This window comes from Actinoplanes sp. NBRC 101535 (genome assembly GCF_030269225.1).
Lineage (GTDB): Bacteria > Actinomycetota > Actinomycetes > Mycobacteriales > Micromonosporaceae > Actinoplanes > Actinoplanes rectilineatus.
In genome coordinates this window covers 203,414-227,371 of sequence record NZ_BSSY01000009.1, presented here as the reverse complement: position 1 = coordinate 227,371, position 23,958 = coordinate 203,414, and the positions used below count along the sequence as shown (strand labels likewise).

At 71.0% G+C, this 23,958-nt stretch carries 19 protein-coding genes; 10 read left to right on the top strand and 9 right to left on the bottom strand.

The window, feature by feature from the left end; translation table 11 throughout:
- Positions 1-3: 3 nt before the first annotated feature.
- A complete protein-coding gene (pspM, locus tag QSK32_RS25430; protein ID WP_285473368.1) occupies positions 4-804 on the top strand; it encodes a phage shock envelope stress response protein PspM in 801 nt (266 codons plus the stop codon).
- On the opposite strand, the gene QSK32_RS25425 is transcribed toward pspM, so the two are convergent.
- The gene (locus QSK32_RS25425; protein WP_045741500.1) at positions 758-1,555 is read right to left on the bottom strand and encodes a DNA-formamidopyrimidine glycosylase family protein; all 798 of its coding nucleotides are present in this window, start codon (positions 1,553-1,555) and stop codon (positions 758-760) included. The two genes, pspM and QSK32_RS25425, sit on opposite strands and share 47 nt — an antisense overlap.
- An 87-nt stretch (positions 1,556-1,642) precedes the next feature.
- Between QSK32_RS25425 and QSK32_RS25420 the strand changes: the two genes are divergently transcribed.
- Entirely contained in the window at positions 1,643-2,374 is a 732-nt protein-coding gene (locus tag QSK32_RS25420) for an N-acetyltransferase (protein WP_285473367.1), read from the top strand.
- 43 nt (positions 2,375-2,417) lie between these two features.
- Here the strand turns inward: QSK32_RS25420 and QSK32_RS25415 are convergent, their stop codons facing one another.
- Positions 2,418-3,206, bottom strand: a complete 789-nt coding sequence (locus QSK32_RS25415) for an SAM hydrolase/SAM-dependent halogenase family protein (protein ID WP_285473366.1) — start codon at positions 3,204-3,206, stop codon at positions 2,418-2,420.
- Between the two features lie 73 nt (positions 3,207-3,279).
- Here QSK32_RS25415 and QSK32_RS25410 point away from each other — a divergent pair, with 73 nt between their 5' ends.
- Positions 3,280-4,203 (top strand): LLM class F420-dependent oxidoreductase, encoded by a 924-nt coding sequence (locus QSK32_RS25410; protein ID WP_045741502.1) that lies wholly within the window; start codon positions 3,280-3,282, stop codon positions 4,201-4,203.
- Positions 4,204-4,501: 298 nt separating this feature from the next.
- Here QSK32_RS25410 and QSK32_RS25405 read toward each other — a convergent pair whose 3' ends face one another.
- Positions 4,502-9,202 (bottom strand): Lhr family helicase, encoded by a 4,701-nt coding sequence (locus QSK32_RS25405; RefSeq protein ID WP_285473365.1) that lies wholly within the window; start codon positions 9,200-9,202, stop codon positions 4,502-4,504.
- A gap of 119 nt (positions 9,203-9,321) precedes the next feature.
- On the opposite strand from QSK32_RS25405, the gene QSK32_RS25400 reads away from it, so the two are divergent.
- Complete coding sequence (locus QSK32_RS25400; protein WP_285473364.1) at positions 9,322-10,986, top strand: serine/threonine-protein kinase; 1,665 nt, start codon at positions 9,322-9,324, stop codon at positions 10,984-10,986.
- Between the two features lie 70 nt (positions 10,987-11,056).
- Here QSK32_RS25400 and leuE read toward each other — a convergent pair whose 3' ends face one another.
- Entirely contained in the window at positions 11,057-11,725 is a 669-nt protein-coding gene (gene leuE, locus QSK32_RS25395; RefSeq protein WP_285473363.1) for a leucine efflux protein LeuE, read from the bottom strand.
- A 16-nt stretch (positions 11,726-11,741) separates the two neighbouring features.
- Complete coding sequence (locus QSK32_RS25390; RefSeq protein ID WP_285473362.1) at positions 11,742-12,980, bottom strand: bifunctional pyridoxamine 5'-phosphate oxidase family protein/GNAT family N-acetyltransferase; 1,239 nt, start codon at positions 12,978-12,980, stop codon at positions 11,742-11,744.
- Positions 12,981-13,059: 79 nt separating this feature from the next.
- On the opposite strand from QSK32_RS25390, the gene QSK32_RS25385 reads away from it, so the two are divergent.
- From QSK32_RS25385 to rny, 6 genes are all read left to right on the top strand, one after another.
- Positions 13,060-14,406 carry an aminotransferase class I/II-fold pyridoxal phosphate-dependent enzyme gene (locus QSK32_RS25385; RefSeq protein ID WP_285473361.1) on the top strand — a complete coding sequence of 449 codons (1,347 nt, stop codon included), beginning with the start codon at positions 13,060-13,062 and terminating at the stop codon, positions 14,404-14,406.
- A 65-nt stretch (positions 14,407-14,471) separates the two neighbouring features.
- On the top strand, positions 14,472-15,134 hold the full coding sequence (locus tag QSK32_RS25380) for a UdgX family uracil-DNA binding protein (protein ID WP_045741508.1): 663 nt from the start codon (positions 14,472-14,474) through the stop codon (positions 15,132-15,134).
- 36 nt (positions 15,135-15,170) lie between these two features.
- Entirely contained in the window at positions 15,171-15,371 is a 201-nt protein-coding gene (locus QSK32_RS25375; RefSeq protein WP_285473360.1) for a DUF3046 domain-containing protein, read from the top strand.
- Positions 15,372-15,566: 195 nt separating this feature from the next.
- Entirely contained in the window at positions 15,567-16,613 is a 1,047-nt protein-coding gene (gene recA, locus QSK32_RS25370) for a recombinase RecA (protein ID WP_045741509.1), read from the top strand.
- A gap of 17 nt (positions 16,614-16,630) precedes the next feature.
- Entirely contained in the window at positions 16,631-17,347 is a 717-nt protein-coding gene (locus QSK32_RS25365) for a regulatory protein RecX (protein ID WP_285473359.1), read from the top strand.
- Positions 17,348-18,384: 1,037 nt separating this feature from the next.
- Positions 18,385-20,097, top strand: a complete 1,713-nt coding sequence (gene rny / locus QSK32_RS25360) for a ribonuclease Y (RefSeq protein ID WP_045741511.1) — start codon at positions 18,385-18,387, stop codon at positions 20,095-20,097.
- A gap of 347 nt (positions 20,098-20,444) precedes the next feature.
- On the opposite strand, the gene QSK32_RS25355 is transcribed toward rny, so the two are convergent.
- The 4 genes from QSK32_RS25355 to QSK32_RS25340 are packed head-to-tail and all read right to left on the bottom strand — an operon-like array spanning position 20,445 to position 23,848.
- Complete coding sequence (locus tag QSK32_RS25355; RefSeq protein ID WP_045741512.1) at positions 20,445-21,413, bottom strand: amino acid ABC transporter permease; 969 nt, start codon at positions 21,411-21,413, stop codon at positions 20,445-20,447.
- Positions 21,410-22,120 carry an amino acid ABC transporter permease gene (locus QSK32_RS25350; protein WP_045741513.1) on the bottom strand — a complete coding sequence of 237 codons (711 nt, stop codon included), beginning with the start codon at positions 22,118-22,120 and terminating at the stop codon, positions 21,410-21,412. The genes QSK32_RS25355 and QSK32_RS25350 overlap by 4 nt, the downstream gene beginning before the upstream one ends.
- 43 nt (positions 22,121-22,163) lie before the next feature.
- Positions 22,164-23,045: a glutamate ABC transporter substrate-binding protein gene (locus tag QSK32_RS25345; protein ID WP_045741514.1), complete on the bottom strand. Its 882-nt coding sequence runs from the start codon at positions 23,043-23,045 to the stop codon at positions 22,164-22,166.
- 59 nt (positions 23,046-23,104) lie between these two features.
- A complete protein-coding gene (locus QSK32_RS25340; protein ID WP_045741515.1) occupies positions 23,105-23,848 on the bottom strand; it encodes an amino acid ABC transporter ATP-binding protein in 744 nt (247 codons plus the stop codon).
- Positions 23,849-23,958: the final 110 nt, after the last annotated feature.

Genomic DNA, 23,958 nt, shown 5'->3' with positions numbered 1-23,958 from the left:
AGCGTGGACGCGAGGGGGAAGTACTTCAAGCGGCTCAGGAAGCTGCGCAAGTCGGCCCGCCGATGGAGCGTCCTGGGCGGCGGTCTGACGGCCGCCGCCGCGGTCCTCACCCCCTACCAGGGGATCGGCGCGGCAGACGCGGCCTGGACCGCCGGGGCGGGCGCCTCGGTGGTGCTGGCATGGTGGCGGTGGAGCGATCACCGGGCGCTGGCCGCGTCCCCGGCGCCTGCGGAACTCCCGCCGGCCCCGGTGCCCGGCCTGACCGCGGCGCTGGAACGCTTCCCGGCCGGACGCACCGTCCTGCACGAGGTCCGGCGTCAGAAGAACCGGTACTCCTTCCGCGGCTCGATCATCGCCGGCCCGTGGGACCGGCTGGAGATCGCCTCGCAGGCGATGACCGGTCTGGCCGGCCGGCTCACCGGCGAGGGGCAGGCCGCGGTCCTGGAGGCGGCCACCGCCGAGCAGTGGCTGCGTGACCTGGGCCAGCGGATCGCCAGTGTGGAGCGCGCCATCCCGCTCAGCCGGGCCGAGCAGCGCACCGGCCTGGAGCAGTCGCACACCGCCCTCGCCGAGCAGTTCGTCGACGGGGTCGTGGCGTTCGAGCAGCTGGTGGCGGCCGCGGCCAGTTTCGTCGCCGAGGACGGTCACCCGATCGCCGAGATACGCCACCCGGCGTATTCGGGACTGGTCGACGCGACCGACCGTCTGCGCGGGATCGCCGAGGGGCTGGCCGAGATGCGGGACGCGACCCGGCCGTTCACGACCGCTGACGTCTGGGCTGGCAGCCGGGACACCAGTAAGTGATCCGCTCGCCCTTCTCGTCCTTCTGGATGGCCGCACCGCACCGGCGGCAGGGTTGGGCGCGGCGGCCGTACACATAACTGATCTCGCTGCGGCGCAGCGAGCCGGTGGTGGTCTGGAGCCAGCGTCCCCGGTTGGAGGCGACCAGCTTCTGCGCCAGCACCACTGTGGCCCGCAGGTCGGGCACGTCGGCCACCGGCGTCCACGGCCACAGACCGCGCAGAAACAGCGTCTCCGCCTTGTAGAGGTTGCCCACCCCGGCCAGGTTCCGCTGGTCCAGCAGGGCTTCGGCGATGGTGGCCGTGGGGTGGGCGGCGATCCGGCGGACCGCCTCGTCCGGGTCCCAGTCCGCGCCGAGCAGGTCCGGCCCGAGGTGACCGACGAGCGTGTCCTCGGCGGCGGTCGGGACCAGCGTCAGGTCGTGCAGGTGGAAACCGACGGCGACCGACCGGGCGGTCCGCAGCGCCACCCGGATCAGGTGGGCGGGGCGACCACTCCAGCGTTCGCCGGGGGCGTATGTCCGCCAGGCCCCCTCCATCCGCAGATGCGAGTGCAGGGTGTGCGGCGGCCGGCCGTCCCGGGTGAGGCGCAGCAGCAGGTGTTTGCCCCGGCTGGCCGACTCGGCGACGGTCCAGCCGGTCAGGTCGGTGGTGGCCAGGCGCGGCACCCGGAAGTCGGAGCCGGTCAGCACCTCGCCGGTGAGCGCCTTCTCGACGACGCGAGCGGTGTTCCAGACGGTGTCCCCTTCCGGCATGACCCCATCCTGCCCGCCGTCGCGGGGAAGAAACCTCGGGCGGAAATGCGCGTGACCGGGCGTGGGCCGGCTGACATCCTGGCCGGCATGGATCTGGACATCGCACCGATCGGTGATCGCACCTTCCCGGAACTCGCCGATCACTGGCCGGTCTTCATGGGCGAGGATCCGAACGGTTCCCTCTACTACCGGCACTACCGGCGGCTCTGGCCGGAGTTCGCGCTGGTCGCCGTCGACCGGGACACCGGACTGGCGGTCGCCAAGGCCCACTCGGTGCCGATCGCGTTCGACGGCGACCTCGCCGCGGGACTCCCCGAGGACGGCTGGGACTGGGTGATGCGCACCGCCGCCCACGACCGCCTCGGCGGCGTCACACCGACGGTCGTCTCCGCCCTGGAGATCCTGGTGCGTCCAGACCTGCGCGGCACCGGACTCTCCGGGCGGATGCTCGCGGCGATGCGCGACAACACGGCCAAGCTGGGCTTCACCGACCTGGTCGCGCCGGTCCGGCCCAGCGGCAAGGCCGCTCAGATCACCAAAAGCATCGATGTGTACGCGTCTGAGCACCGTCCCGACGGCCTCCCGGTGGATCCGTGGCTCCGGGTCCACGTCCGCGCCGGTGGCACGATCGTGAACGTCGCGCACCACAGCATGGTGATCGCCGGAACCCTGGAGGCGTGGCGGACCTGGACCGGGCTGCCGTTCGACGTCTCGGGGGCGGTGGCGGTGCCGGAGGCGCTGGTGCCGGTGCACTGCGACGTGGAGCAGGATCACGCCGTCTACATCGAGCCCAACGTCTGGGTCCACCACCGCCTCTGACGGTCCCCTGCGGTCGATTTTTACCCTTCTTGGCCGGTTCTGATCAGCGGGCGGAGATCCGGACGATGTCGCCCGGGACCACCGAGAGGACCACGACCGCCCGGCCCTTGTTGATCGCGAGCGCCACGTGATCGGCGGAGTCGGCGAAGACGAGCATGTCGCCCGGCCCGACGTCGGCGAAGGTGGCGCCGTGCCGGGCCCGGACGTTGCCGTTGACCAGCAGATCCGCCCCCAGGCCGGTGAGCATCGACGACTCGGCCGCCAGCTGCACGTTGCCGAACCGGTCCACGGTCAGCACCTCGGCCTCGATCCAGCCGTCCCCGAGGGTCACCAGCGGATCGGGCAGCCGGTCCAGCGTCGCCGGGTCCACCGCCGGACCGGCCTCGGCGGGCGGCGCCCCGGCGGCGAGGCGTCCCGCGGCGGGCGCGAACACGTCCCGCCCGTGGAAGGTGCGGGACACGTCGCCGAGCGCCCAGTCCTTGTTGGTCAGCTCGTACGCCGCGTCGATGCCGCCCAGTGCCTCCGCCGCCCAGATCAGCAGGCCGTTGTCCGGGCCGACCAGCAGTCCGTTCGGGGTGCTCAGCACGACACCGCGGCGGGCCGTGCCGACGCCCGGGTCGACCACCGCGAGGTGTACCGAGGCCGGCAGATGGGGCACCGTCTGCGCGAGCACGGCCGCTCCCCGGGCCACGTCGGCCGGCGGCACATGGTGGGTGATGTCGATCACGCGGACGTCGGGGGCGACGCGCGCGATGGAGCCTTGGCACGCGGCGACAAAGCCGTCAAAAGTGCCGTAATCGGTCGTGAAACTGATCCATCCATAACCGGCCATGGTCCATGACGTTACTGCCTGTTGTTATCGGATGCGTGCCGGGCACGCCGCCGGGGCATGGCAGTGTGGATCCATGCGTCTCGTGATCTTCACCGAACCCCAGCAGGGTGCCAGCCACGACGATCTCCTGCGGGTCGCCAAAGCCGCCGAGGACGGCGGCTACGACGGTTTCTTCCGCTCCGACCACTACGTCAAGATGGGCGACGGTTCCGGCCTGCCCGGACCCTCCGACGCATGGATCACCCTGGCGGCGCTGGCCGTGCAGACCTCCCGGATCCGGCTCGGCACGCTGGTCACGTCGGCCACGTTCCGGCTGCCCGGCCCGCTGGCCATCGCGGTCGCCCAGGTCGACGCGATGAGCGGCGGCCGCATCGAGTTCGGTCTCGGCGGCGGCTGGTTCGAGAACGAGCACACCGCGTACGGCATCCCCTTCCCGCCCGTCGGCGAACGCTTCGACCGGCTCGAGGAACAGCTGGAGATCATCACCGGTCTGTGGGGTGCCGACGCCCCCTACAACTTCACCGGCAAGCACTACCAGATCGTCGACTCGCCGGCCCTGCCCAAGCCGGTCCAGTCGCCCCGCCCGCCGGTCATCATCGGCGGCCACGGCAAGAAGCGCACCCCGGCCCTCGCCGCCCGCTACGCCGCCGAGTTCAACACCCCGTTCAGCAAGATCGAGGACCTGCCCGCCCAGTACGAGCGGGTACGCGCTGCCAGCGCCGCGATCGGCCGCACCGAGCCCCCGGCCTTCTCCGCCGCCGCGGTCCTGTGCGTCGGCCGCGACGACGCCGAGATCCGCCGCCGCGCCGCCGCCATCGGCCGCGAGGCAGACGAGATGCGCGAGAACGGCGGCATCGTCGGCACCCCGGCCGAAGCCGTGGACATCATCGGCCGCTACGCCGAGGCCGGCGCCTCCCGCCTCTTCCTCCAGGCCCTCGACCTGTCCGACATCGATCACCTGGACCTGGTAGCCGCCGAGGTGGCGCCCCAGCTCTGACCTCGCCCCGCCACCCACGCGATTCGCACTCCACGTAGCCGGGCGCACGTAAGCCCGAGCTGCACGATTCCGGTCCCGTCAGGAATCGGATTCCGCGCGGGTCGGGTCGGGGTCGCGTGGGTGTGGGTCGCGTGGGTGTGGGTCGCGTGGGTGTGGGTCGCGTGGGTGTGGGTCGCGTGGGTGTGGGTCGCGTGGGTGTGGGTCGCGTGGGCGTGTGTTGCGTGGGCGTGAGTCGCGTGGGCGTGAGTCGCCCACCGGGAGACGGTTCCCCACACGGGGCGGCAGCGGCTCCCCGGTCTCAGGCACGCAGTCGCAGGCCCCGTGGGGTGGCGCGGAAGCCTGCCGTCGTCAGCGCCTCCCGCAGAGGCGACGAGTGCACCGATTCGCCGTCTGCGCGTTCCACCGACATCGTGCCGAGTGCCCCCGACCGGACCGCCCCCGCCAAGCCGTGCGCGGCAGTGGTCAGCGCCTCGGTGTCGTCCAGGAAGGACAGCAGGGTGCGGCCGCCGCGTTCCACGTAGAGCACCAGTTCGCCGCCGACCAGCACGACCAGGGCGCCCGCCTTGCGCCCCGCCCGGTGCCCGGCCTTGACAGCCGTCTCGCCGTCGCCGCTGTCCACGATCCGCTCGGGCCAGGGCAGGGCAGCGCCGAACGGGTTGGCCGGGTCGGTGGCCGCCAGCACCACCGACGTTCCGGTGCGCCGGACCGGGTCGGACGGCTCGGACAGCGCCCGCAGCCGGTCCACCGCCCCCGGCACCGCGAACTGCGCCGCCCCCAACCCCTCCACGAAGTAGCCGCGCCGGGCCGAACCGCGTTCCTCCAGCGCGGCCAGCACCGGGTAGACCGCGGAGAAGCCGCCGGTCACGCCCTCGGCCATCACCGCGCCACGGGTCACCACACCGTGCCGTTCCAGGAGCAGGTCGGCGAGGGCCGCCGCCCGCCGGGTCGGGTCGGGATCGCGGTCGGGAAGGCGGGACCAGCGGCCCGCCATGTTCAACGGTCCGGTGCGGGACGGCATGTTCGGCCGGCCGGGACGGCGGTACCGGCTGCGGGCCGGCGCCGCCTTGGCCCGGTGCGCCCCGCTGCCGCCGAGCAGGGCCCGGAGTGGTGCGAACGTGTCGTTGGTCAGGTGGCCGGCCCAGATCAGATCCCACACCGCGGACGCCAGCTCGGTGTCGTCGGTCGAGCCGACCCGGTCGGAGAGCGACCGGAAGAACAGTGCCTGCCCGTCGCCGAGCGACTCCAGCACCGCCTGGTGCAGTGGTGTCGCGGCGAACTCCTCGTCCGGCGGGGGCAGCAACAACGGGGCGCTGTCCGCGTACGCCATGGTCACCCACCCGTCGCCGCCGGCGATCGACCCGGACCCGGCCCACAGCACCTCGCCGCTGCTGCACAGTTCGTCGAGTTGGGGCGGGGCGTAGTCGGCGACCCGGGCAGGCAGGACCAGACGCTCCCAGGCGGATGCCGGAATCGCCAGACCCTGCACCTGTTCGAGGGTCGCGGCGAGCCCGTCCACACCACGGCTGTTGCCGCCCACCTGCTGCCAGCGGGGCAGGAACGCGGCGAGCACCCGGGGCGGCACCGGTTCGATCTCGCGGCGCAGCGCGGCCAGCGACCGGCGGCGCAGCATCCGCAGCACCTCGGCGTCACACCATTCGGTGCCGGCGCCGTCCGGGGAGAACTCGCCGGAGGCCACCCGGCCGGTCGCGCTCAGCCGTTTGAGTGCCTGCTCCACCACGAAGACACCGAGACCGAACCGGGCCGCACAGGTCGCCGCCGCGAACGGCCCGTGGGTCCGGGCGTAGCGGGCCACCAGGTCACCGAGCGGGTCGGCGACCGGTTCCAGGTAGGCCTCCGGGATGCCGACCGGCAGCGCGACCCCGAGCGCGTCCCGGTAGCGACCGGCGTCGTCGATGCCGATCCAGCGTTCCTCGCCGGCCACCCGCACCTGGACCGCGCGGCGTGCCCCGGCCAGTTCCACCGCCCACTCGGGGCGGGCGCCGCGCTCGGCCAACTCGGCGGTGGACAGGTCACCCAGCACCCGGAGCAGTTCGGCGGTGTCCTCGGCGTCGCGCGGGGTGCGCTGTTCGGTGCGCCACTGCAGCTGGGTCTCGGTCTCGGCGACGACTTGGGGATCCAGAAGTTCCCGCAGGTCGACCCGGCCGAGCAGCTCACCGAGCAGGGTGGAGTCGAGGGCCAGCGCGGCGGCCCGGCGTTCGGCCAGCGGGGCGTCACCCTCGTAGAGGAAGGCGCCCACATAGCCGAAGAGCAGTGATCGGGCGAACGGGGACGGGCGCTGCGTCTCGGTCTCGACCAGGCGCACCTTGCGGCCGGCGATCTCGCGCATCAGGCCGGCCAGACCGGGTACGTCGAAGACATCCTGCAAGCATTCGCGGGCCGCTTCGAGGGTGACCGGGAAGTCGGCGAACTCCCGCGCGACGTCGAGCAGCTGGGCCGACCGCTGCCGTTGCTGCCACAGTGGCTGCCGTCGTTTCGGGTCGCGGCGGGGCAGCAGCAGCGAACGGGCCGCGCACTCCCGGAACCGGGAGGCGAACAGTGCGGACGTGCCCACCGACTCCTCGACGATCTGGGCGATCTCCTCCGGGTCGAAGGCGACCAGGTCGGCGCCGGGCGGCTCCTCCGCGGTGTCCGGCAGGCGTACCACGATGCCGTCGTCGGAGGGCATCACCTGGCCGTCGACGCCGTACCGCTCGGACAGCCGGCGGCCGATCGCCAGCGCCCAGGGCGCGTTGACCCGGGCGCCGAGGACGCAGTGCACGGTCATCCGCCAGTCGCCGAGTTCGTCGCGGAAGCGTTCCACCACCACGGTCCGGTCGTCCGGCAGGTGCCGGGTCGCCTCACGTTGCTCGCGGAGGTAGGAGATCAGGTTGCCGGCCGCCCACTCGTCCAGTCCGGACTCGCGCAGCGTCGCGGTGGCCTGCTCGTCGCCGGCCCGGGTGAGCCCCCGCAGCCGGGCGCCGATGGCCCGGCCCAGCTCGATCGGCCGGCCGGGGGAGTCGCCTTTCCAGAACGGCATCCGGGCCGGTGCTCCGGGGGCGGGCGAGACCAGGACCCGGTCCGGGGTGATGTCCTCGATCCGCCAGGACGTGGAGCCGAGCAGGAAGACGTCGCCGACGCGGGATTCGTACACCATCTCCTCGTCGAGCTCGCCGACCCGCGACGCCTTCTCCGAGCCGGCCAGGAACACGCCGAAGGCGCCCCGGTCCGGGATGGTGCCGCCGCTGGTCACGGCGAGACGCTGTGCGCCTTTGCTGCCGGTGAGCAGGTCGGCGCCGCGTTCCCAGACCAGGCGGGGACGCAACTCGGCGAAGGCCGTCGACGGGTAGCGGCCGGAGAGCATGTCGAGCACGGCGTGCAGGGCGGAGTCGGGCAGCTCGGCGAAGGGCGCGGCCCGGCGCACCAGCGCGGCCAGCTCGTCGACCTGCCAGGTGTCCAGCGCCACCATCGCGACGATCTGCTGGGCGAGGACGTCGAGCGGGTTCCGCGGGTAGCGCAGCTCCTCGATGGCGCCGGTGCCCATCCGTTCCGCCACCACGGCACAGGAGACCAGGTCGCCCCGGTGCTTCGGGAAGACCACGCCCCGGGACACCGCGCCGACCTGGTGCCCGGCCCGGCCGATACGTTGCAGGCCCGCCGCGACGGAGGGAGGGGCCTCGATCTGTACGACGAGGTCGACCGCGCCCATGTCGATACCGAGTTCGAGGCTGGAGGTCGCGACGACAGCGGGCAGGAGTCCGGACTTCAGCGCCTCCTCGATCTGCTTGCGTTCCTCCCGGGACACGCTGCCGTGGTGTGCGCGGGCCACGATCGGCGGCGCCCCCGTCGTGGCCGCCGACTGAGCCATGATCGCCGCGGGCATCCGGACCGGTGGGGCGCCCGGCGAGGAGCCCATGAACGCCGTGGACATCGGGTCCGACGGCGCTCCGGGCGGCACGGTCACCCCCGGCGCGGCAGGACGGGACGAGGCGGATTCGGCGGATCGCGGTGCTTCACGCGTACCCGATGAATCGCCGGAATCGGACGCACCCGGGTCTTGGCCGGAGCGTTCGGCGGAGAGCTCGTTGAGCCGGGCGCACAACCGCTCGGCACCGCGACGGGAGTTGGTGAAGACGATCGTCGAGCGATGGGACTCGATCAGATCGAGGACGCGCTCCTCCACGGCGGGCCAGATCGACGGCGTGTGCCGGCCCTGCCCGGGGTCGTCGGCGCCGGGCTCGGGCCGCTCGTCGAGGCGGGTCATGTCCTCCACCGGGACCTCGACCACCACCTCGATGGTCTTGCTGCTCGGCGGCTGGACGATCTCGACGTCGTGTGCGCCGCCGAGGAACCGGGCCGTCTCGTCGATCGGCCGGACCGTCGCGGAGAGACCGACCCGCTGCGCCGGACGGCCGAGGAGGGCGTCCAGCCGTTCCAGGGAGAGGGCCAGGTGGGCACCACGTTTGGTCGCCGCGACCGCGTGCACCTCGTCGAGGATCACCGTCTCGACGCCGCGCAGCGAATCCCGGGCGGCCGAGGTGAGCAGCAGGAACAGCGACTCCGGCGTGGTGATCAGGATGTCCGGCGGAGTGCGGGCGAAGCCGCGTCGCTCGTCGGCGGGCGTGTCGCCGGTGCGCATGCCGACGGTGATCTCCGGCGGCGGCAGGTGGAGACGCCCGGCAGCCTGCCGGATGCCGGTCAGCGGGGCCCGGAGGTTGCGCTCGACGTCGACCGCCAGCGCCTTGAGCGGGCTGACGTAGAGCACCCGGCAGCGCCGCCGGGCCTCCTCGGGCACCGGCTCGCGGGCCAGGCGGTCGAGCGACCAGAGGAACGCGGCAAGCGTCTTGCCGGACCCGGTCGGGGCCACCACCAGGGCGTTGCGGCCCGCGCCGATGGCTCGCCACGCGCCGGTCTGGGCGGCGGTGGGCGCGGCGAACGCGGCCGAGAACCACTCCCTGGTGGCCGGACCGAATCTCTCGAGCACCTCTGGCACGTGGTTCATCCTCCTCCAGGGGTACGACAAAACCCGGCGACCGGGTGATCGGCGTTCCGTGGGCGGTCTGTACCCGATTATCCTGAAACCCGACCCGATGAGCAGTTACCTGATGGCGGTGAGGCGGAGTGCTCGTTGCCGGCCGTTACCGTCTTCTGGAGCCGGTCGGTGCCGGGGGGATGGGCCGGGTCTGGCTGGCCCACGACCAGATGCTCGATCGCGAGGTGGCGGTCAAGGAGATCATCCCGCCCGCCTGGATGACCGAGGCCGAACAGGATCTGCTGCGTCACCGGACGATGCGGGAGGCACGCAGCGCCGCCCGGCTGAGCCATCCGAACGTGGTCCGGATCTACGACGTCGTGCACGTCGGCGACCTCTCCTGGATCGTCATGGAGTACATCCCGTCCCGCTCCCTGCACCAGGTCCTGCACGAGGACGGCCCGTACGCCCCGCCGGCCGCGGCCCGGATCGGGCTGGCCGTGCTGGACGGTCTGGACGCGGCGCACCGGGCCGGCGTCCTGCACCGTGACGTGAAGCCGCACAACGTCCTGATCGGGGACGACGGCAACGTGGTGCTGACCGATTTCGGCCTGGCGATGATCGTCGACGAGGGTTCGATCACGACGCCGGGGCTGATCGTCGGCTCCCCGCAGTACGTGTCCCCGGAGCGCGCCTGGGAGGGCGCCTCGACCGTCGAGTCGGATCTGTGGTCGCTGGGTGCGACGTTGTACGCGGCCGTCGAGGGCCGGTCGCCGTACGCGCGGGACACCGCGATGGCGACGCTCGCCGCCCTGGCCACCGAACCGCCCGGCGATATGGACCGGGCGGGACCGCTGGCGGTGGTGCTGGAGGGGCTGCTGCGGTACGAGCCGGAGACCCGGCTGACGGCTGACGAGATACGCCCCCTGCTCCAGTCGGTCGCGGAGTCCGAAGACGCGGATGGTGAGCGGTGGCCGCTTCCCGCGACCGAGGGGAAGCCGTTCGACCCCGACGCGGCCTCCCGCGAACTCGTGGTCAGCGAGCCGATCCTCGCAGCCGCCATGTCCGCCCCGAAGCCCAGCGGACCGGAAACCGCCCGGAGATTCCATCCCCGGCGGGCACTGATCGCCGCCGGCCTGATGCTCGCCGTCCTGGTCAGCGGATTCTCCGTGCTCCATTTGGCCGGCGACGACGAGGCCGGCCGCGGACAGCCGGTCCGCTCCGTCGCGGCGAGGACGACCGGCACGCCCGTACCGAAGGCGAAGGTCGCCGAGGCCTGCGACCAGGCCTCGCCCGCCGCCCGGAAGACCCCGCAGAAGGGCGCCCTCCGCGGCGTCAACGGATGGAACCTCCAGGCCGGCTGGTCCTACTTCACCGGCGGCTCCGGGTTCCACCTGGCGGTCCCGGACGGTTGGGACTATCACCGCACCGGAACCACGTACTGCTTCCGGAACCCGAACGCCTCACAGGTCCTGAGCATCGACGTCGGCCAGGACCCGAAGCGGAACCCTCTCGAGGCCTGCCGTGCCGAGAGCCGCCGTCGTACGGGCCCCGGATATCAGCTGATCGGCATCGCGGCGGTCCCGTTGATCCATGCGGCCGCCGACTGGGAGTACCGCTACCGGACGCCTGCCGGTGCTCCCCGCCGGGCAGCCGTCCGATGGTTCGTGAGCGGCGGCAAGGCGTACGTCATCGGCTGGTCGACGTCGGAGAACGCCTGGACCACCGAGCTCAGCCACGCGCAGATGGTCCGCGGCACGTTCTGGACCGATCACGCCCCGCCGTCGGCCACCGGATCCGCCGGGGCGGGGTGACGCGCCACACCGCCGTCGCGGTGGCCGGTTTGACCCGTCATCCTGCCGTCGCGGTGGCCGGTTCGACCCGTCATCCCGCCGTTGCGGTGGCCAGTTTGATGCTGAAGCCCACGAAGAGCGCGCCCACGCCGGTGGCCGCGCCTGCCGCCAACCGCCGGCGTTCCCGGAACTGCCCGGCCAGGTAGCGCCCGCCGAAGATCAGCGCGCTCAGGTAGAGCGTGCTGAAGAACTGCACGATCGCCCCGAGCACCAGGAACGACAGCTCGGGATGGGGGTAGCCGGGTTGCACGAACTGGATGAAGAACGAGACGAAGAACAGGATCGCCTTCGGGTTGATCAGGCTGATCAGGGCCGCCCGCCGGAACGGCTGCCGCATGTCGACCGGCTCCTCCTCAGGCGGGGCCGTCGGCTCGGACCGGCTCCGCCATTTGTCCCACGCCCCGCGGAGGATGCCGAAGCCCAGCCAGGCGAGGTAGGCGGCGCCCGCGTATTTCACGACCAGGAACAGCGCGGGGTAGGTCCGTAGCAGGGACGCGACCCCGGACGCCGAGAGGATCATGAGCACCGCGTCGCCGAGGAGGACGCCGCCGGCCGCCTGGTAGCCGGCCCGTACACCGCGGCGCGCCCCCACCGACAGCACGAAGATCGAGTTGGGCCCGGGCAGCAGCACGATCGCCACCACACCCAGCACGTACGTCCAGAAATCCGTTATGCCCAGCACCGGCCGGTCCCTCTCCATGCGGTGAAAGCCATGATCATCCGACGTCCAGGCGGTCGCGCAGACGCCGGGCCGCCGCCGGCCACTCCTCGACCGTCATGGCGAACAACACGGTGTCGCGCCAGGTGCCGTCGGGACGCAGCCGGTGGCGGCGGATCACACCGTCACGGCTGGCGCCGAGCCGGGCGATGGCCTGCTGGGACCGTTCGTTGCGGATGTCGGTGTACCAGAAGACGCGCTCCGCCCCGAGCACGTCGAACGCGCGCTCCAGGAGCATCAGCTTGGCCTCGGTGTTGACGCCGGTCCGCCACCACCTCCGGCCGACCAGGGTGTGGCCGATGCCGACGGCCTTCCGGTCGGTGTCGATGTCGTGATAGGAGGTCATGCCGATCACCGTGCCGGTCGCCGGGTCGACCTGGGCCCACGCGGCCCGGCGGCCCTCCCACTGGTCGCGCAGCGCGGTCGTGATCTCGTCGGCCAGCTCCGCCGGTGAGGCCGGTTGCGGCCGGGGCAGGAACCGCCAGACCTCGTCGTCGTCGAGCGCCTCGAACAGTCCGGGCAGGTGTCCCGGAGTGAGCGGCTCCAGCCGGACGTGACGGCCCGTCATGACGGCCGGCGTCTGCCAGGCCGACGGGGCGCCGGGCAGGTAGGCCGGGGGAGCGGCGGTCACCTCGGGCTCGGTCACCGGCGGTCCGGCCACGGTCCGCAGCGGGAGGACGCCGGCCCAGTGCGGCAGGTCCCGGTCCTCCGGGTCGTCGACGGCGCCGGCCGCGCGCTCCCGCACCGAGACCTCGACCAGCGGAAGCGCCAGCACGCTGGTCTGGGCCAGCTCCTGCCGGGAGGGTGGGCGGCTGTCCGCGGCCCGGCCCGCGCCGACCTTGTCGGCCAGCACGGCCAGGAAGCGGGCCTTCTCCGCCGGGTCGGTGACCGGGCGGGCGACGCCGACGACGACCACCGACCGGTAATTGGCGCTGTGGTTGAACTGGGACCGCGCATAGACCAGGCCGTCGAGGAGGGTGACCGTCACGCACACCGGGATGCCGTCGCCACGTGCCGCGAGGGCCATCCGTGCGCCGGTCGATCCGTGCAGGTAAAGGGTGTCGCCCACCCGGACGTGCAGGTTGGGCAGGACGCGTGGCTCACCGTCGACCACGAAGCCGACGGCGCAGTCGTAGGCCTCGTCGAGGATCGCGTGCGCCTTGTCACGCTGGTAGCTCATCCTCTGGCGGTAGCGGGTGGCCGTGGTGCGCTCGGTGGGGGTGTAGAGGTCGGTCATGGGTGCCTCCGCCGGGTCGATCATGGTGCAGCGGTGCCTCGAGTTGCAGGGATGCCTGTACTAGTACAGAATGGCCGCTGTGGCAGCACAGTATCAGGTCAACGGGAGCAACGCCGCCGAGATTTCGGCGAGCATCGAGGCCGGCATCCGGGGCGGCCACTTCCTCTTCGGGACGTCCCTGCCCGCGGTGCGGATCCTCGCCGGGGACCTGCACGTCAGCCCGGCCACGGTCGCCCGCGCCTATCAGGACCTGCGGCAGCGCGGCGTGGTCGAGAGCGAGGGGCGCAAGGGCACCCGGGTCCGGTCCCGGCCCGCGCTGGCCCTGCTCCGGTCCGACCTGCGGCCGTCGATCCCACCGGGGATGCGCGACCTCTCCTCCGGCGAGCCCGACCTGCGTCTCCTGCCCCGGCTGGGTCCCGCTCTCCGTGCGGTGGCCGACCGCGGCGAGCCACCGAGGGGATACGCGCCGGAGAGCGTCCTGCCGGAGCTGGCCGCCGCCGCCCGGTCGCGGCTGCGGGCCGAGGGCATCCCGGTCGACGGCGCCGCGATCACCGTGACCGCGGGCGCGCTCGACGCGATCGAACGCCTGCTCCTCGCCCACCTGCGCCCCGGTGACGCGGTCGCGATCGAGGACCCCGGCTGGGCCAACCTGATCGACCTGCTCGCGGCGCTCGGCCTGCGGCCGGTGCCGGTCGCCGTCGACGAGCAGGGCATCGACCCGGCCGCTCTGGCCGGTGCGCTCCGCGCGGGGGCCCGCGCTGTCGTGGTCACCGTCCGGGCGCAGAACCCGACCGGCGCCGCCACCGGAGCCGACCGGGCCGTCCAGCTCCGCGAGTTGCTGACCGGTCATCCGGGGGTGCTGGTCGTCGAGGACGACCACGCCGCCGAGCTGGCCGACCGTGAGCCGCACTGCATCGGTCCGGTGACCAGTTCCTGGGCGTTCGTCCGGTCCGCCTCCAAGCCGTTCGGGCCGGACCTGCGGATCTGTGTGGTCGCCGGGGACGAGACGACCGTCGCCCGGGTGGCCGGGCGGATGCGGCTCGGGATGGGCTGGGTTCCGGCGCTGTCCCAGCAGATCCTCCTCCACCTGTGGCAGGACCCGGAGGTCACCGCCCTGGTGGCCGGCGCCGCCAGGGCATATGCGCAAAGTCGCACCGCCCTTCGCGACGCCCTGCTCGCCGCCGGTGTGCCCGCGCGGGGGGAGACCGGCATCAACGTCTGGATCCCGGTGCCCGACGAGACCCGCGTGGTCTCGGCGTTGCGGGACGAGGGCATCGCGGTGGCGCCCGGCTCGCTGTTCCGGATCGGGTCCGGGCCCGGCATCCGGATCACCGTCAGCACCCTGGCGGAGGCGGAGATCCCGGTCGTGGTGGCCGCTGTCGAGGCGGCGATCCGCCCGCGCGGGGTGGTGTCACCGATGCGGTGAGGGTGTCCCCCCGACAGGGGCGGGGCGGTCGTCACGGTGACGAACGGCACGGGTAGAACGGTGGGATGCCATGGACCGAGGCGCCCGCCGGCGCGCAGCAGTGGGTGCCCCCGCACCCGCAGAGCATCGATGCCCTGAAACAGTCCGCCGCCGACTGCCGGGGCTGTGAGCTGCATGAGAACGCCACCCAGACGGTGTTCGGCCGGGGTGCCCCGCACGCCCGGATCGTCTTCGTCGGCGAGCAGCCCGGCGACGTCGAGGACCGGCACGGCCTGCCGTTCGTCGGCCCGGCCGGCCGGCTGCTGCGCGAGGCCGTCGACGACGCCGGCATCGACCCGGCCGATCTCTACATCACCAACGCGGTCAAGCATTTCCGGTTCGAGATGCGAGGCAGCCGCCGCATCCACCAGAACCCGGGGCCGACCCACATCGCCGCCTGCCGGCCGTGGCTCGTGGCGGAGTTCTCGTTACTCAATCCGCAGATGGTGGTGATTCTGGGGGCGACGGCCGGACGGGCCCTGCTGGGGTCGTCGTTCCGGGTGACCCGGGACCGCGGCAAGCTGATGTCGTGGCCGGCCGCGTCCGAGCATCCGGAGGACTTCCCGGTCGCCGAGATCCAGGCGCTGGCCACGTTCCATCCGTCGGCGGTGCTGCGGGCCGATGACCGGGAGACGGCCTACCGCGTGCTCGTCGACGACCTGCGGACGGCCGCCGCGGCGGTCGCGTAGAGATCGACCGCGCCGCCTCTTGGGTAGGCTCGGGCGGTGCGGTTGACAGAATTCTGGGGACGACTCGAGCAGTCGTTCGGATCCGGTTATGCCCGGAGCATCGCGGCGGATCAGGCGTTCTCGGCGCTCGACGGCCGGACCATCAACGAGGCGATTGCTCAGGGTGTCGAAACCGTTACCATCTGGCGCGCGGTGGTGGCGGCATACCCCGATCGTGTGCCCTCGCGACTACGCTGAGCTGCTTTAGAACGTTTGTTCTGGCGTGTCACTCGATCGTCGTACAGGTGTTCGGCTATTGTCCACAGCGGCTCGGCCATCCACAGCCGGAGGTGGGGTGGATGATTTTTGTCGTACCCACCGCATACCGTGTCGGCCGTGGTGAACAAGAGCTCTTCGACGAAGAACGCGAAGTCGAATACAGGGGTGGCGGCAATGGCAGCAGGACCGGATAGGGAAAAGGCGCTCGAACTCGCGCTGGCACAGATCGACAAGCAGTTCGGCAAGGGCTCCGTGATGCGGCTCGGGGAGCGGCCGGTCGTGCAGACCGCCGTCATCCCGACCAGCTCCATCGCCCTCGACATCGCGCTCGGCGTCGGCGGCCTGCCGCGCGGCCGGGTCGTCGAGGTCTACGGCCCGGAGTCGAGCGGTAAGACGACGGTCGCCCTGCACGCGGTCGCCAACGCGCAGAAGGCCGGTGGGCTCGCGGCGTTCATCGACGCCGAGCACGCTCTCGACCCCGACTACGCGCAGGCCCTCGGTGTCGACACCGACGCCCTGCTCATCTCGCAGCCGGACACCGGTGAGCAGGCGCTCGAGATCGCCGACATGCTGATCCGCTCGGGCGCCCTAGACATCATCGTCATCGACTCGGTCGCCGCCCTCGTGCCGCGTGCCGAGATCGAGGGTGAGATGGGCGACAGTCACGTCGGTCTGCAGGCGCGACTGATGAGCCAGGCGCTGCGGAAGATCACGGGTGTGCTGAGCAACACCGGCACCACGGCGATCTTCATCAACCAGCTCCGCGAGAAGATCGGCGTCATGTTCGGCTCGCCCGAGACCACGACCGGTGGCCGTGCGCTGAAGTTCTACGCCTCGGTCCGGCTCGACGTGCGCCGCATCGAGAGCCTGAAGGACGGCACCGACGTGGTCGGCAACCGCACCCGGGTCAAGGTCGTCAAGAACAAGGTGGCCGCGCCGTTCAAGCAGGCCGAGTTCGACATCATGTATGGCAAGGGCATCTCGCGGGAGGGCTCGCTCATCGACGTCGGCGTCGAGCAGAGCATCGTCCGTAAGTCCGGTGCCTGGTACACGTACGACGGCGACCAGCTCGGCCAGGGCAAGGAGAAGGCCCGGGAGTTCCTCAAGGAGAACCCGGACGTCGCCGCCGAGATCGAGAAGAAGATCCTCGAGAAGCTCGGCGTCGGCCAGAGTGCCAACGACGCGGCCGGTGGCCCCGAGCTGCCGCCGGTCGACTTCTGATCGGCGGGTAGTCCGCGATGGCCGGACGACGTGGCGCACGGTCCGGGCGTGGATGGGATGCCATCCCGCCCCGGGCCGGCGCTGACGCGCACCCGGACCAGGACTCCCGGGATGCCGACGCCCGCCCGGGCCGGAATTCCCGGGGTGCCGACGCGCGCCCAGATCGGAATTCCCGGGGTGCCGACGCGCCCCGGCCCGAACCGCGGGACGAGTCCGAGGTGGCCCGGGAGATCTGTCTGCGCCAGCTCGCCGTCCGCCCCCGGACCCGGGCCGAGCTGGCGAAGGCCCTGGCCCGCAAGGAGATCTCCGATGAGGTGATCGCCGAGGTCCTCGACCGTTACGACGAGGTCGGCATCATCGACGATGCCGCGTTCGCACGCGCCTGGGTGTCCAGCCGGCACCACGGCCGAGGGCTGGGCCGGCGCGCGCTCGCCAACGAGCTGCGTCAGCGTGGGGTGGACGCCGAGGTGGCCACCGAGGCCCTGGAGGCGGTCGACGACGAGGCCGAGGCGGAGACCGCCCGTGCCCTGGTCGACCGGAAACTCCGTACCGCCCGGGGCGCGCCGGATGCCGTGTTCCGCCGCCTGGTGGCGATGCTCGCCCGCAAGGGCTACCCGGCCGGCGTGGCGATCCGGGCCGTCAAGGACGCCTTGGCCGAGCGGGATGCCGAGGCCGCCGAGTTCGCCGACAACCTGGATGCCGACGCCCTGGCCGACGAGGCCGCAGGGCAGTGACGCGGGCCGGTTCGACACCGGCCCGCCCTGATCGCGAACAGCCGGTAATGGCCCGATCTACGCGGCTCCCACCGATATAGTCCTGATGTGAGGATCCTTCCTCTGTCATCCCTTCGGCGGGATCTTCCGTGGCGTCCACGTGGCCGTGGCGGTGGAGCCGGCCACCACATCACCCGTTCTTGTCACGCTCCGTGTTGCATTCCCTCGCTCTCGCGGCAGGGGCCGACCCGTCGAGGCGGCGCTGAGGCAGAGGTGGGGCCGCGACTCGAGGGCGTCATCGCACGGTACGCCGGAAATATCCCGCTGAGATCGTGAGCTGGGCGTAAGCGCGTCTGTGCCGTACGTCCTATCCGCTGCCGAATCATGAGTCCTTGACCGAAGCGGTGCTTGCGACCTAGCCTCGCGTTACACAAGGTTTGTTCGACCATTGCAAGCAACAGACACAACATAGATCGCATTACATTACGGCATCACTTGAACTTGCACGGATGCAAGTTCGATGCGCCCGCCGGCCGCTGACCGCGTGGCCGGCGGCATGACATACCGGCGGTCAACCCCACAACTCCACACACTCTGATCCGAGCGGCACGTGGCCGACCCGGAGCCGGGAGGCATACCCGATCCGCGGGTCTCCGGGCTCCTGAGTCGACCGCGGCAGGGAGACTCGTACCGGTTCTCAGCCGACAGCCGAAAGGCCGGCGGTGGAGAAGCAACCGGAGACGGCCGGAATCCGGCAGGTGTATGCCGACTCCGGCACATGCCGATCTCGCTGCCGTATCGAGCCGACCCGCGACGGACACGCCACGAGGGCACCCGCTGACCGGCGGGTGCGCGACGAGGGCGCGTCCCGATCGGGCGTGCTGCGGCGGCGTGGCGGACGCCGGAGCCGGACGTGCCCCACCACGGGTGCGCGCACGGGAGGAGAGTGTCGGGCCCGGGGCCCGGTGCCGTCTGCGGTCGTCTGTCTTTGGTCGGGCATCCCGCACATAGCCCGCGCGCGTGCACACCGCGCCGGCGGCGAAGGGAGACGCGGCGAGATGACCCCCGAGTACTGGGTGCTCGTAGTAGCGATCGTCGTGCTCGCCGTATCCGTGACAGTCGGTCTGCTCCTGGGCGCCCGTGCCCTGCGCCGGCTCAGCGCGGACCGCCAGCACGCGCAGGACCGGGTCGGGGACGCGCAGGCCAAGGTAGCCGCCGCGGACGCGAAAGCAGCGACCGTTCGTGCGGAGACCGCCGCCGCCAAGGCCGAGGCGTCCTCCGCCCGTGCCGAGGCCCGCCGGGTTCTGGAAGCCGCGCACACCGAGGCCGACACCATCCTGGAGCACGCCCACCGGCAGGCCGAGTCGGACGCCGAGCAGGTCCGGGCCGCGGCCCGGCGCTCCGGCGAGCGGGAGATCGCGCTGCTCAACGCCACGGTCAAGGAGCAGTCCGCGGAGGTGGAGCGCCGCGCCGCCCGCATCGACGAGCGGGAACGCCTGCACGCCGAGGAGGTGGAACGCCTGCTCGAGCGGGAACGCCGCCTCACCACGCTGGAGTCCGACCTCAGCTCCCGCGAGTCGGAGTTGACCGCCCGCGAGGCCGAGGTGGCCCGCAACGAGGAGGTCAAGCGCCGTGAGCTGGAGCGGATCGCGGGCCTGACCGCGGACACCGCCCGGGTCGAGCTGATCGACGCCATCGAGGGGCAGGCGAAGCGCGAGGCGGCGATCCTGGTCCGCGACATCGAGACCGACGCCCGCAACACCGCGGACACCCGCGCCCGGCACATCGTGGTCGACGCGATTCAGCGGATCGCGAGTGAACAGACCGCGGAGAGCGTGGTCAGCGTGCTGCACCTTCCGAGTGACGAGATGAAGGGCCGGATCATCGGCCGGGAAGGCCGCAACATCCGGGCCTTCGAGTCGACCACCGGGGTCAACCTGATCATCGACGACACCCCGGAGGCGGTGCTGCTGTCCTGCTTCGACCCGGTGCGCCGGGAGGTGGGCCGCCTGACGCTGGAGAAGCTGGTGCTCGACGGCCGGATCCACCCGCACCGGATCGAGGAGGTCTTCGAGTCGGCCAAGAGCGAGGTCGACCGGCTCTGTGACCGGGCGGCCGAGGACGCGCTGGTCGACGTCGGGATCACCGACATCCACCCGGAGATGGCGAAACTGCTGGGCCGCCTGCGCTACCGCACCAGTTACGGACAGAACGTGTTGAAGCACCTGGTGGAGACCGCGCACATCGCCGGCATCATGGCCGCCGAGATGGGCCTGGACGTGGCGACCATGAAGCGCGCCGCGTTCCTGCACGACATCGGCAAGGCGCTGACCCACGAGGTGGAGGGCAGTCACGCGCTGATCGGTGCGGACCTGGCTCGCAAGTACGGCGAGCACGAGGACATCGTGCACGCGATCGAGGCACACCACAACGAGGTGCCGCCGCAGACCATCGAGGCGGTGCTGACCCAGGCCTCGGACGCCTGTTCCGGTGGCCGCCCGGGCGCGCGCCGGGAGAGCCTCGAGGCCTACGTCAAGCGCCTGGAGCGGATCGAGGAGATCGCCGGCGGCAAGATCGGCGTCGAGAAGGTCTTCGCGATGCAGGCCGGCCGCGAGATCCGGGTGATGGTCCGCCCCGACGACATCGACGACATCGGCGCCGCGGTCCTGGCCCGCGACGTGGCGAAGCAGATCGAGGAGGAGCTGACCTACCCCGGCCAGATCCGCGTCACGGTCGTGCGAGAGTCCCGAGTCACGGAACTAGCCCGATAAGACCTTTCCGAGGGTACGAGCCACACCTCACCAACCGCACCACCACCGCCCCGGAGCCGGCGGCGCCCGGCACCGTGCCCACTCCCGGCCGCCCGCGCCCGCCGGCTCATGCCCCAACCCAGGCGTGTTGAGTTGGGGCGTCGACGGCGCCCGAATTCACCACGGTGGTGGGTGTGTGTTGAGTTGGGGCGTTGAGGGCGCCCGAATTCACCACGGTGGTGGGTGTGTGTTGAGTTGGGGCGTCCACGGCGCCCGAAATCAACACGCGGAGGGTTTTCTGCGCTGACGGACGGCAACGGCCGCCCACCCCGAGAGGTGAGCGGCCGTTTGACCGAATCTGATGGCGCCTAGACGCCGCTGGCGCCGCCCTCGGCCTGTGACACCAGTGCCACGGCCGGCGGGTTCTGGGTCGGCGTGTCCGCCGTCTTGCGTCCCCGGGCCAGGCGCCGCTGCACGTACTGGGCGAGCTTGGACAGCGAGTAGTTCACCAGGATGAACAGCACCGCGATCACGATGTAGACCTGGATCGGGTTGCTCAGCGCGCCGATGATCTGCTTGCCGATGTTCAGGATCTCCTCGTAGCTGATGATGAAGCCCAGCGAGGTGTCCTTGAGAACCACGACCAGCTGACTGATCAGGGCCGGCAGCATGATCCGGAAGGCCTGCGGCAGCAGAACGATGATCGTCGTCTGCAGCGGGGAGAGGCCGATTGCGGCCGCCGCCTCGCGTTGTCCCGGCGGCAGGCCCTCCATGCCGGAGCGCAGGATTTCGGCGATGACCACGGAGTTGTAGATGGTCAGGCCGATCACCAGGTAGAACAGCGTGTCCATGGTGATGCCGAACTCCGGCAGCCCGCGGGCCACGAAGAAGATCGTCAGGACCACGGGCAGGCCGCGGAACACCTCGATGCAGACTCGGGTGACCGCCGAGAGCAGCCAGCTCAGACCGCGCAGCAGGTAGGAGACCGGCGTTGCGAACCCGGTGAACCGGCGCTTGACCAGGGTTTTGAGCTGGATCCGCAGGACCGCGACAAGCGTGCCGATCGCCAGCGAGCTGACGATCGCGAGCGCCGCGGCGGTCAGTGTGTTGACGATGCCGACGGAGATCCGGTCCCAGACGGCGCTGAAGTTCTCGTTGCCCGGGTCGATCAGCGGGCCCCAGAGTTCCAGCGTGAGCTGGCCCTTCTCGTCCATGGGCAGGTAGACCAGGAAGTACGCCCCGACGAGGATCAGCAGACCGACCAGGATGCTCAGGACCAGGGTCAGTCGGCGCTGCCGCGGTCCGGGCACGTCGTACAGCACGCTCTGCTGGCTCATCGGGCGGCCACCGCCTGCCGCCGCTCGATCCGGTCGAGGAGGGCGCCGAGGGGCACGGTCATGATCAGGTATCCGATCGAGATGCCGATGGCGACGGGCACGAAGGCGAATCCCTCCGCCGAGGTGAGCTGGTCGGCGCTCTGCGAGAGGTCACCGACCACGCCGAAGAAGCCGATCAGTGCCGAGTTCTTGATCATCGCGATGATCACCGAACCGAGCGGCACGATGCAGGCCTTCCACGACTGCGGCAGGACCACGAAGCGCAGGTTCTGGGTGAAGGTCATGCCGATCGCCCGGGCCGCCTCGGCCTGGCCTGGCGAGACCGCGTTGACGCCGGAGCGGAGCGCCTCACAGACGAAGGCGGCGGTGTAGAGCACCAGCGCGATCAGGGCGAACCGGAAGTAGGGCAGGTCGGTGCCGAGCCGGGTGAAGACCTGGTCCAGCACCGGGATGCGCAGGAAGTCGGCGTTGGAGCCGAGCACCGGCAGACCGAACGCGGCGAAGAACATCACCACGGTCAGCGGCATGTTGCGGAAGACGGTGACGTACGCCGTACCGAGGGCTCGCAGCGGCGGCACCGGAGAGATTCGCAGTACCGCCACGACGGCGCCCAGCACGAGGGCGCCGATCGCGGCGAGCACGCAGATCTGGAAGGTGAGCCAGAAGCCGCCCGCGAAGACGTCGAACCTGTCGATGAGCACATTCACGGGTCGAACTTCCTCCCCAACTTCTGATCAGTGACGGTGAATGTCAGTACTTGTCGACGGTCGGGGCGGTGCCGAGCTCCGCGCCGAACTTGCCGGCGGTGTCGTCCCAGGCCTTCTTCCAGCTACCGTCCTGGAACGCCTTCTCCAGGGTCTCGTTGATGAAGGTGCGGAACGCGGTGTCCTCGAGCTTCACACCGATGCCGTACGGCTCCTTGGTGAAGTTCTCGCCGGCCAGCTTGTACTTGCCCTCGTTCTTGGCGATGTAGCCGAGGAGGATGACGTTGTCCGTGGTCACGGCGTTGACCTGGCCACCGTCGAGCGCGGTGACGCACTTGTCGTAGGTGTCGAAGAGCACGACCTGCGAGGCGACGTCCTTGACGTAGGTCTTGATCGTCTCGGCCGGGGTCGAGCCGGTGACCGAGCAGACCTTCTGCGTGCCGTCCTTGAACGAGTCCGGCCCGGTGATCGCGGCGTCGTCCGCCTTGACCAGGATGTTCTGGCCGGCCTCGTAGTACGGCCCGGCGAACGCGATGCGCTTCTTGCGCTCGTCGTTGATCGTGTAGGTCGCGACGACGAAGTCGACGTTGCTGTTGACGATCGCGTCCTCACGGACCTTCGACGGCGTCTCGACGTACTCGATCTTGTCCTCGGCGATGCCGAGTTCCTTGACGATGATCTTCGCGACCTCGACGTCGAAGCCCTCCGGCTTGCCGGAGAGGCCCTTGAGACCGAAGCCGGGCTGGTCGAACTTGGTGCCGACCTTGATCGAACCCGCCTTGTTCAGCTTCTCCATCGTGCTGCCCGCGGCGAAGGTCTTCGCCTCGCCACCGCTGCTCTCGGTGGAGTCGTCGCTACCGCCACAGGCGGCGATGCCGAACGAAAGGGCCGCAACCGTGGCCAGTGCGGCTACGCGCGTGAAACGCATATCTCTGTTTCTCCTTCTTCGATCGGGCAGCCGCGGGGGCGGCGGACCCGAGGGGCACGTCAGTGCGTGAGGATCTTGGAAAGGAAGTCCTTGGCGCGGTCGCTCTGCGGGTTCGCGAAGAACTCCGCGGGCGGCGCCTGCTCCACCAGCTGGCCGTCGGCCATGAAGACCACGCGGTTGGCCGCGTGCCGGGCGAAGCCCATCTCATGGGTGACGACCACCATGGTCATCCCCTCTTTGGCCAGCGACGTCATCACGTCCAGCACCTCGCCGACCATCTCCGGGTCGAGCGCACTGGTCGGCTCGTCGAACAGCAGCGCCTTGGGCTGCATGGCGAGCGCGCGGGCGATCGCCACCCGCTGCTGCTGACCGCCGGAGAGCTGAGCCGGATATTTCTCCGCCTGACTGGCGATGCCGACCCGTTCCAGCAGCGACAGGGCCCGCTCACGGACCACTGCCGTCTTCTCCTTACGCACCTTGACCGGACCCAGCATCACGTTCTGCAGGATGGTCTTGTGTGCGAACAGGTTGAAGGACTGGAAGACCATGCCGACCTCGCTGCGCAGCTTGGCAAGAGCCTTGCCCTCAGCCGGCAGCGGTTGTCCGTCGAAGATGATCGAGCCGGAGTCGATCGGCTCCAGCCGGTTGATGGAACGGCACAGCGTCGATTTGCCGGACCCCGAAGGTCCGATCACGACGACCACCTCGCCGCGCGCAACAGACAGGTCCACGTCCTGCAGCACGTGCAAGGGGCCGAACCACTTGTTGACGCCCACAAGGTCGATGAGAGCCTCGTCTGTCACCCCTGGTCCATCCGCTCGTCGGTTCACTCGAATGCACACACCCTAGGGGTCGCTCCGTATCGGATTGTGTCGAGAATGGTCACGGAGCGGTAACGCAGCCGGTCCGGGGC